The following is a 9,685-nucleotide window of genomic DNA, read 5'->3' as shown; positions in this document are numbered from 1 at the left end:
ATCGGTTTAGTCTACGACGATTTAGGAGAAAAGCAAAAAGCCCTCGAATTTTACAACCAAGCTCTGCCCCTTTGGCGTGCTGTGGGCGATCGCACTGGTGAAGCTGTCACCTTGGGTAATATTGGTATACTCTTCCAAAGTACAAATCGACCAACTGAAGCCATTACTAATTTGCAGCAATCTCTCCAAATAAGCTTAGAAATGCGCCGGGGTTTACAACGGGAAAATCGCCAAAAGTTTTTACAGGAAAACGGTGGAAGTACAATTGCTACTGCTTTAATCGATGTCCTGATTAATCAAAAAAAATATGCTCAAGCCTTTGAATGGGTTAACCTATTCACTACAGCCAACCTTGCTGATTATACTCGTCTGATTAATGCCAAAGTTACTAACCCAGAAGCACAGAAAGCTCTTGATAACTGGAGTAAAAAAAATCAACAATTGGAATCTCTGCGACAACAACTGCAAAGCGATCGCTCCGAAAGCCTACCCCAGCAAATTCGGCAATTAGAAGCACAAGTTTACTCAGAAGCCGAAAATATCTCTCGCCGTTTTCCGGAAGTAGCAGAACTATTTGAAACTACACCCGCAGACATTAAAAACCTGACATCCTCCATACCCGCAGGAACGGTTGTAGTTCAACCTGTTTTGCTGACTAATGTGAGAAATATGCCTAATAACGTCGCAATTTTTATTTTCACAAAAGGCGAGTTAAGCGTTATAAAAAAATCTATTGACCCCACTGAATTTAATAAACTTCTCACCCAATACTTGAAAGAAATACAAGATGAAAGTGATTCTAACTACCGTGAAACTGGCGGGAAACTTTATGATATTCTTATTCGTCCTATAGAAGACAAAATTAAAGCTTTATCCCCCAAAGAACTAAGTATTATCGCTACTGGTCAACTGCGCCATCTACCTTTTGAAACTCTTTCCGACAGTAAAACCAACCAATTTCTGATCGAGAAATATCCTATTAACTATCTCACTCGCATTTCCAATAATTCCTTAAAATCTCCAGGTGTGCAAAATGCCGTACCCCCCAAACTACAAGCTGTTTTAGCATTTGGTAATCCAGTACCCAGTGACCCACAAAATCTCCCAGGTGCAGAGGCAGAAGTCAGAAGTATTAAGGAAATACTGCCAGACAGTGAAGTTTATATCCACAATGAAGCTACTCTAGAAAAGTTTAGATCCCAAGCATTGCACTTTGACTTTTTGCATTTAGCAACTCACGGCTGTTTCAAAACTGAAGATTGCAAAAAAGTCAAGTTAAAAAATAATACGTTACTATTTGCTGACAAACCCTTAGACATTGCCAATGCTGCTCTTTTAGGGCTACAAGGCACACAACTGATTACTCTCAGTGCCTGTCAAACTGCTGTAGACACTAATTTGAATGATGCTAGCACAGGACTTGCAGGAGTTGCTTATATATTTGAGCGTGCTGGTGCTAAAGCTGTGATGGCAAGTTTATGGGCAGTTGATGATGAAGCGACTCAGCAATTGATGATTCAATTTTATCAAAACCTCAAGCAGGGTATGACCAAAGGAGAAGCTTTGCAACAAGCTAAATTGAAGCTAATTAAAGACCATCGCCATCCTTATTATTGGTCGCCATTTGTCTTGATTGGTGATGCACGTTAAAGTAATTTGTAATATATGGAATATGTGGTAAGGACACATATCTGTATGTCGCTACCACATAAACACTAATTTTTTAGCACGGACAACTAATTTAATTGATACCTAAGACTTGGTTTGCTGTGTCTGTGCGTCGATAATTACACTCCAGTCATCGTTTTCCACAGCAGCTTCAAGTTGACGCTGACGTTCGCCTTGACTCACATCTATTGTTTCTGACTCTTTAGAGAGGGTTGTGTCAGCCATTGCTTTCCGCAGTTTTAGCTTTTTATCCTCGTAGGCTTGACGTTCCACCTCTGACATTACCGCCTTCGCAGCTTCCCCTACCGTGCTAGCCCACATTTCGCGATTAGTTGCATTACCAGAGGGTGTGCTTTCGAGTTCTGCTATCCACGCATCTCGTAAATCTTCCATTTCTTGACGCTTGGGGAACTTGAATGTTTGCACGCGCACAAAAGCACACTTTTGCTCACCATTTTGAGTGACATGGCCGTTTAGGGAAAGCAACACATTGCGAGAATAGCCAATGTACTGCACGCCGCGTTCTGCATCCAATACTGCGTAAACACCTGCAATTTTAGCGTTCTGAGCAGCTGCACTCCAAACCTGAACGTCAATGATTTCAGTACCATTGTTTGCTAGTTCAGGAGTTATACTCACCTCAGTGGCGGTGTGTTCGTCGTCAGAACTGTACAAAAAGTCATGTAGTCCACGGTGGTTTATGGGGACATTTTGATGTTCAATTGGCGGGTTATGCTGAGTTTCCATCACAGTTGATCTCCGAGTTATTAATTAGCGCTACGCAAATATATGCCTTTAGAATATTGAAGCTCAAATCTACTCACATCCCCAAATTATTGCTGACAAAGCGAAAATAACTATTAGACCTTATATGAATCAATTGACGCCTAAAAATTGGATATTCATCAAACAGCGGCTGACTCCTTATTTATTTTTACTACCCGCCTTACTTCTTTTAGGGTTAACAGTCTTTTGGCCTGCACTGCAAGCGTTTTACCTCAGCTTTACTAGGTATGAAGATATTGCCCAACCGCCACAATGGATTGGTTTCGCCAACTTCCTCAAGCTTTGGAAGGATGCAGTTTTTTGGAAAACCTTGGAAAACACTTTTTTATATCTTGTGGGTGTAGTCCCAATTTTAGTAATTGCTCCCTTAGTGCTGGCAATTTTGGTAAATCAGAAACTGCGGGGGATGAATTGGTTTAGATCCGCCTACTACACCCCAGTGGTAATTTCAATGGTGGTTGCGGGAATAGCTTGGAAATGGCTGTATGCAGAAAACGGATTACTCAATCAGCTACTGAAAGCTTTGGGCCTTTTCCCAGAAGGTATTCCTTGGCTAACTAGCCCAGCAAAAATTTTTGGCATTGTACCAATTTCTCTTGCTAGCGTCATGGCTGTCACTGTGTGGAAGGGACTAGGTTACTACATGGTGATTTATTTAGCGGGGTTGCAATCGATTCCTGGTGATGTGTACGAAGCTGCTGCGATCGATGGTTCTGATGGTATTAGCAAACATTGGGATATTACCATACCTTTGATGAAGCCCTATCTAGCACTAGTGGCGGTGATTTCGGCTATTTCTGCGACCAAAGTGTTTGAAGAAGTATATATTATGACCCAAGGTGGCCCACTCAGTAGCTCAAAAACGATTGTTTATTATCTATATGAGCAAGCATTTAACAATTTGGAAATTAGCTATGCTTGCACAATTGGGCTAGTGTTATTTTTGATAATTTTGGGGTTATCAATTTTACGATTAATTATTAATCAGCAGGGTAACGATAATATCACAATCTGATATTCACTTAATTTAAATATCGCAATCCTAAATCATTCGTGAAAAGTTAGATACCCGACTTATTAAATAAGTCGGGTATCTGGACACCACAAATTTTCAGAAATTAGATAGGATTACTATATCTTCTTCAATTTATAACAAACATTCCCTATCAGCCACGATAATCTGAAAATATTCAAATATCCCAAGTGCATAAAATTCAAAATTAAAAATAGTTTTATACGGGAATTTAAAACCGCGTTTGATACTCTACTACTGCACGACTATCATCAGTTAAATTAGTGGAAGCACGCACACGAAATTCATTGTTTATTCGGTAATTAATACCCCATTGGAAGGGATCATTTGTTGTTAAAATTTTGATACTAGAAACGGATATTTTGGAAGAAATATCAACCCCAGCTTCTCCTGCCAATTCCAACGTTGAACTGCTCCTTCCCGCTTCCGGATTATCAGAAATAATCGTAGGAAATATCCGCAGTTCACTTAAGCCAAAGGTACTCCCAATCTGGTTAAAAGCTGACTGAAAATTGTTGAACACAGCCGAGCCTGCGATATTAATCAAACCCAAAGTACTGTCACCACGTCCTTGGGTGTCTACAAATCCACCTCCTAAAAGAGCAACAATTTCAGTTTGACTACGTGACGGACTGCTTGTTAGTTCTAAATTTTCATTTAGTTTGCTGGCGAGACCGTTAATAGTGGCTTCGACTCGAACACTCTCTAAGGCTGATAAACCTGTGGTATTTATCCGACTGAAATCATTACTTTGAATTACATCTAGTACCTTAGCAAATAGCCGAATATCTAACTCAGGATCGCGGGGTTGAGAGGGACTAAAAGTTGCAGTGTGTGTATAGCCACGAGCAAGGTTAAATTGGGTAGTAAATAAATTCACCCCTCCTTGTTCCAACCGGATAGTACCATCGGGTACAGGCTGATTGATTGAGCCGTTAACTATGAGATTACCAGTTGCGCGGAAGCTGAGAATAGGGGGACGGGTAATTTGGACGTTTTTGCCTAGTTCCAAATCTAGATTATTAAATCTGGCGATGCCTGACGGCAAGGCTTGAGCCAACGTATTTTCAATTTCAGGTATACTCTGCTTATTGGCTTTTGGAGGTGATACACCGAGACTACTATTTGCAGATGAAGTGGCGTTGGTAGATTCTGCCAGCAATACCTGACCATCAGATAAATTTACTTTACCGCCAATTACTGGGTTAAGGGCAGAACCAGTAATCTGCAAATTGCCGCTAGCACGTCCCTGATAAAGTCCCTTGAGATTCAATGTTAGCTGATCGAGACTAACCGTCAGGGGATTGTTGATAGTCACGTTCTGATTGTTAAAAATGGGAATTTCTCCAGCAGCTTCTACCTTCCCACTGCTAAATTTACCCTGAAGATTTTCTACTAAGATGCTGTCAAAATTAAACAGCACTCTACCTGTTACACTTGTGAGCTTATCTGGCAAAGCCTGGGCTGAAAAAGTAGCATTATTGACAGTAGCAATTCCATCTACCTCAGGTTTTTGCAATGTTCCGCGTACCTTGAGGTCTACTTCTCCTTCACCTTTGTCAAATGCCACTTGATTAGTCAACGAGTTTAACAGCGCCAATCCCTCATTTTCCAACTTCATATCTAAACTGATTTGCTCACTGTCTGGTGCCACCGAAGCAAAAGGCAATTTATAAGGTATGCTGCCAGTAATATCAACAGGTTTTGGCCCAGCAACTGCTACAGCACTACTAAAGTTTAAGCGTCCGTTGGCATAGCTGAAACTTGCTGTTGCTGACTCTATTTTGTTCTGATTTAGTTTCCCTTCTGTAATTTGCAATTCCCCTCTACTTTGAGGATTAGCAATGCTGCCTGCTAAAGCTGCTGTACCGTTAAGATTACCTGTGATTCCAACTGGCAGTTTGACAAAATTATTTAGTACTTGTACCGGAAAATTATTCACCCGCAACTGGCCAGATTGTTCATCACCACCAATGTTACCCGTGAAGGCAATCAGCCTGTTTTTAGATTCGAGCCGTAAAGGTCGCAAATTCAAAACACCGTTTTCAAAGTTGCCTTCGGCAATCACTTGGTCAGCAGTATAAAAACGATTTCGTTCTTCCTTTTTACCCCAGGCAAAGTTTTGTCCATTTAAATAAAAATCCACTGACAATCCATTGGCTGTAGCTGTATTTACAGTCACTTCCCCATTGAAAGTCCCCTTTAAGTCTGCCAAATCTGGTAGTGGAGTGGAATCAAGTCGCTGTTGCTCCTGTTCTGCTACCAAAGCTTGGATTTCAGAAAACCGTTGGATTTGGGTTAATAAGGGCTGATTTTGCGCTCCTTGGGGGTTAGTAGTCAGATCCGCAGCTGTGCCGTAGATTGGTGCTGAACCACCTTGCAAATTTTGTAAATCATATACCTGTGCTATGGCTAGAACATCTTGGATCTCTCCCTGGTTGACGTTCAGTTTACCTTGTAGTTGAGGGCCTTTAGGGGTTTGAGCAAAAGTACCGACAAGGGCGTAGCTACTTTTACCTTTGACAAATTCACTACTGGCGAGTGTGGCTTTACCATTACCGTAGCGGAATTGAGCAGCTAAACGATCGCCTTTAACTCGGCCAATTTGCGGATTGGCGATCGCTAAATTCCCCGTTGCTGCTAATGTCTGCTGATTAAACAGCAAATCCCCAGTTAACAACCCAGCTATCTTACCAGCACCCAGTCGAGTAATTGGTGGCGGAGTCAAATTCAATATTTGCAAGGGGAAATTTGCGACTTTGAGCGCCCAATCATTCCCTTGAACATTTCCTGTGGCTAATGCTTGCTGCCATTTTACTAAGAAGGATTTAGGGCGATTATTAGCATCTAAATTGAAGGCCAGGCGATCGCTATTTCCTGCCAAGTTCAAATTTAAACCGCGTCCCTGTGCTGAATCGATGTTTCCAGTTAACAACGGCTCAAAAGCAATATCTTGAACAACCAAGTCTCGTAAATTAATTTGCCCTACCACATTTGGTAAGGGCAGCTTACCAGTTATTTGACCATTAAAATCTACTCTTCCCGCCACAGCAACCTGATTAGGAAGATTGATGGGTAACTGTTTTAAGTTGTAATTCTGGGCTTGGACGTTAAGATTTAGGGCAGTAATTTCCGGTATACCTGCTCCCTGAGCATTGGCTAATATGTTACCAGTAACATTTAAACCGGGAGCAGTTGCTCGTTCAATGGTAAGCCTTTCACCACTCCAAGCGATCGCAGCCCTCAGAGGTCGCTCAAGACCAGGGATACCTTGGGATAATTGCACCTGTCCAGCGGCACGCACATCAGCTAATTTGGATGATCCTAGCGTGCCAGCTAATTGCAATTGACCGCCAAACTGGCCTCGCAATTGCTGATTTAACCGATTTAATTCCACACCTGAAGCATTAACTACAGCTTGATAGCGACCATTAGCCACTTGGATATTAGAGGCTGCGATCGTTCCACCTGCAACATTTACCCGCGCCTGACCGCTAGCTTGAATAGTTTGTAGTTTAAAAGAATCAACAGAACCCGCTACATTGAACTGACCATTTAAGGCTCCTTGGAATTGTGATGGAAGTGCTGCCAACTGCCGCACAGGCACATTATTAGCTTGAACTTGTGTCTGATATACACCATTAGCCACTTGGATATTAGAGGCTGTAATAGTCCCACCTGCAACATTTACCCGTGCCTGACCGCTGGCTTGAATAGTTTGCAGTTTAAAAGAATCAACAGAACCCGCGACGTTGAACTGACCATTTAAGGCTCCTTGGAACTGCTTTGGTACTGTTGCCAACTGCTGCACAGGCACATTCTTAGCTTGAACTTGCGCCTGATATACACCATTAGCAAGTTGGATATTAGAGGCTGTAATAGTCCCACCCGCAACATTTACCCATGCTTGACCATTGGCTTGAATAGTTTGCGGTTTAAAAGGCTCAACAGAACCCGCGACGTTGAACTGACCATTTAAGGCTCCTTGGAACTGCTTCGGTAATGTTGCCAACTGCTGCACAGGTACATTCTTAGCCTGAACTTGCGCCTGATATACACCATTAGCAACTTGAATATTTTTAGCTGTAACCGTTCCACCGCCAATAGCAAGGCTACCTTCACCACTGCCACGCAGGGTTTTCAGGCTGAAATTATCTCTGTTGCCTGTTATTTGGAATGTACCCGCCAATGGATTATTTAAAGCTGGGGGAGACTGTTTCAATATTTGTCCCAACCGCACACCATTAGCTACAAGTTGAGCAGAGAAGCCTTGGTCTTGCAGTTGGACATGAGAAACTGCAACTATGCCGCCACCAATTTTAACTCCTGCACCATCAGTGCGAATCGTAGCAATTTCAAATGGTGCTGTGCTTCCTGAGAGAATGAGACGACCATTGAACTGTGCCCCCGCCAAAGAGACATTTTGCAGTTGACTTTTGTCTACAAAAGGTTCCAATTTTACCTCAGAGGCAACAGCCACAGCTTGCCAACGCTGATTGGCATAACTACCAGTTGCCCGTACCGTACCACCACTTACGTTAAGAGCCACATTGCGGAAGGAGACGGTGCGATTTGGAGCGATTGCAACTTCACCAGTTCCGGGGTAAGTTCCATTAGGAGCTTGAAACTGTACTACGGTTTGGACATTAGTAGAAGTACCGATTAATTGGGCTGTAGCTGAGACATTGCCGATTTTGAAGGCGGGTGTTGTTTGATAAACTTTTGCGATCGCATCCCCTGAAACATTCTTGGCGGCGAAATTTAAATCCAGTCGCGGGGTTTTGCCAAGTTGAATTGTGCCAGCGCCTGTAATTTCACCACCAACTTTGGCTTTACCTTGAATATCTTTTAGGGTAATTAAAGAGGAACTAGTAACAAGCTCAAACTTACTACTGATGTTATCAAAATCAACTTTATCAATCCGGGCAGTTTGGATTGTGGCAACTGAACCTGAGAGAATTGGCTCTTTAGTTGATCCAGTAATCTGCAAAGAAGCTTGTACTTGTCCAGCGATCGGCACAGGTAGTTTTACCTTCAGAGTCTCCTGGGCATTAGCCAAACTCACCGCATTTACACGCCCCGCCAACTTAAAACCTGCTTGAGTGTCGATGATTCCCGTAGCCACTAGGGGAATTTTGCCGTAGTTGGTATTAACATTGTTTAACTGCAACTCCGTTCCCTGGAAGCGGAGGTTTCCTTGAGTATTGCTCAACAGTTGCGGGACTTTGGGTATTTGAAGTGTTACCCCTTGCACAGCAGCGCTGCCAAACAATAAAGTCCGCTGTCCTGGTGTCAACCGAACTAACAAGTCGCCATTGGCTCGACCCGCCTGTAAGCTCAGTGGTAACTTAATCAACCGAGTAATATCCTCAGCCAGGAAGTCTTGTACTCGCAACTGGAAGTTGCCTGCTAGCACCTTGGAACGTGTCTCTCCCTGAATGGAAATACTGCCACCACTGTCTGCTTGACCTCCGACATCAAACCTGATCAACTGGTTGTTTGCTAAAAGTTGGGCAGAACCGTTGATTTGAGAAAATGTTACTGGGGATGAGGAGGATGTTACTCCCCTTGCCTCCCCTGCTCCCCCTGCTCCCCTCTTCTGCGGCATCAATGCCACCTTGGCATTGCGAAACCATAGTTTGTTCAAATCGGTTTTAATAGCGCCGCCTTCACCTGACGACACGATGTTAGTGGAAACCCAGCGCCCTTGATCATCCTGTTGAATGTAAATATCTGGGTTGACTAAGGTGACATCTAGCTTTAAGTGGCGATTAAAGATTAGTTGTAACAGGTCAAAACCTACCTCTACAACTTCGACTGTAGCCCGATCTGGATCTGTGGGTGTCGCTGGGATAGCTGAAGCCCCAAACTCCACTCCCGTCAACGAAAATTGTGTGACTCTTCCCAGTTTTACCGGACGGTTGAGTGTAGTCGTGAGACTTTGTTGTGCCAACGGCGTTAACTCTGTTTGGACAAAAGTCCACAACCGCCAAATACCAACAACAATTCCTAACAGTAAAAGTCCGCCCAAGGCAATGCTACCGCGACTCAACACCAGCAACCATAGACGCTTGCGGATAGGGGACGGGAAGTGAATATCTTGATTGGGAGATTTGGTCATTTGCTTTTACTGTATTAACTGCCGGATATCGCTGGCACACACAAGCATTAACTGGCACATTGGTTCAGTATGCCATT

The 9,685-nt window shown here is 43.1% G+C and carries 4 protein-coding genes; 2 read left to right on the top strand and 2 right to left on the bottom strand.

All coding sequences use genetic code 11. The features are described from left to right. Positions 1-1,650, top strand: a 1,650-nt coding sequence (locus tag V7K21_RS07010; protein ID WP_335172779.1) for a CHAT domain-containing protein, incomplete at its 5' end; no start/stop codon positions are given. A gap of 102 nt (positions 1,651-1,752) precedes the next feature. Here the strand turns inward: V7K21_RS07010 and V7K21_RS07005 are convergent. Beyond that, a complete protein-coding gene (locus tag V7K21_RS07005) occupies positions 1,753-2,415 on the bottom strand; it encodes a GIY-YIG nuclease family protein (RefSeq protein ID WP_335172783.1) in 663 nt (220 codons plus the stop codon). Between the two features lie 124 nt (positions 2,416-2,539). Between V7K21_RS07005 and V7K21_RS07000 the strand changes: the two genes are divergently transcribed. After that, on the top strand, positions 2,540-3,469 hold the full coding sequence (locus tag V7K21_RS07000; RefSeq protein WP_335172777.1) for a carbohydrate ABC transporter permease: 930 nt from the start codon (positions 2,540-2,542) through the stop codon (positions 3,467-3,469). 229 nt (positions 3,470-3,698) lie between these two features. On the opposite strand, the gene V7K21_RS06995 is transcribed toward V7K21_RS07000, so the two are convergent. Continuing rightward, positions 3,699-9,608 carry a translocation/assembly module TamB domain-containing protein gene (locus V7K21_RS06995; RefSeq protein ID WP_335172775.1) on the bottom strand — a complete coding sequence of 1,970 codons (5,910 nt, stop codon included), beginning with the start codon at positions 9,606-9,608 and terminating at the stop codon, positions 3,699-3,701. Between the last annotated feature and the right edge of the window lie 77 nt (positions 9,609-9,685).

Origin of the sequence: Nostoc sp., assembly GCF_036919595.1 — a bacterium.
Taxonomy (GTDB): Bacteria; Cyanobacteriota; Cyanobacteriia; order Cyanobacteriales; family Nostocaceae; genus Nostoc.
This window is presented reverse-complemented; position numbering and strand designations above follow the sequence as displayed.

Excerpts from the sequence above, each read along its gene's own strand:
- V7K21_RS07005 (WP_335172783.1), bottom strand. The coding sequence starts at position 2,415 with ATGGAAACTCAGCATAACCCGCCAATTGAACATCAAAATGTCCCCATA.
- V7K21_RS07000 (WP_335172777.1), top strand. The coding sequence starts at position 2,540 with ATGAATCAATTGACGCCTAAAAATTGGATATTCATCAAACAGCGGCTG.
- V7K21_RS06995 (WP_335172775.1), bottom strand. The coding sequence starts at position 9,608 with ATGACCAAATCTCCCAATCAAGATATTCACTTCCCGTCCCCTATCCGC.